At 37.2% G+C, this 449-nt stretch carries 2 protein-coding genes; both read left to right on the top strand.

What is annotated here, in order from left to right:
• Positions 1-31: 31 nt before the first annotated feature.
• Positions 32-277: a type II toxin-antitoxin system RelB/DinJ family antitoxin gene (locus VF685_RS14075; RefSeq protein ID WP_000246756.1), complete on the top strand. Its 246-nt coding sequence runs from the start codon at positions 32-34 to the stop codon at positions 275-277.
• Positions 267-449, top strand: a 183-nt coding sequence (locus tag VF685_RS14070; protein WP_440203687.1) for a type II toxin-antitoxin system RelE family toxin, incomplete at its 3' end; no start/stop codon positions are given. The genes VF685_RS14075 and VF685_RS14070, both read left to right, overlap by 11 nt.

Genomic DNA, 449 nt, shown 5'->3' with positions numbered 1-449 from the left:
TTCCTAGTACATTAAATACTTGGGAAATATGATGGCTACTGTTAACTTCAGGGTCGATGAAGCCCTTAAAGAAAAATCTTATTCAATCCTTAAAGAGCAAGGTATTGCACCTACGGATTTCTTCACTAGTATTCTTGAGTATGTTGCTACGACTGGGAAACTGCCTGTCAAAAAAGCTTTGCTTTCGGAAGAAGATGAAGAATTATTAGCTCTTGTCCGTAAGCGCATTAATGATCCTAAAGAGATGTTTGAGGAAGTCACATTAGATGACTTATAAGCTTTTACGTCACAAGGACTTTACAGCAGAATGGGAAAAACTCCCTGTTGCTATACGAGATCAATTTAAAAAGAAACTAGCCAAAGTCATAGAGCAGCCACATATTCCAAAGAATATGCTTAGAGGCGATCTTGCAGGTTGCTATAAAATCAAATTATTAAAAGCTGGTGTC

It is taken from the genome of Acinetobacter sp. Brlt_5 (assembly GCF_051949055.1).
GTDB lineage: Bacteria > Pseudomonadota > Gammaproteobacteria > Pseudomonadales > Moraxellaceae > Acinetobacter > Acinetobacter indicus.
This window is presented reverse-complemented; position numbering and strand designations above follow the sequence as displayed.

Coding starts and splice junctions, on each gene's coding strand:
- VF685_RS14075 (WP_000246756.1), top strand. CDS start 32: ATGGCTACTGTTAACTTCAGGGTCGATGAAGCCCTTAAAGAAAAATCT.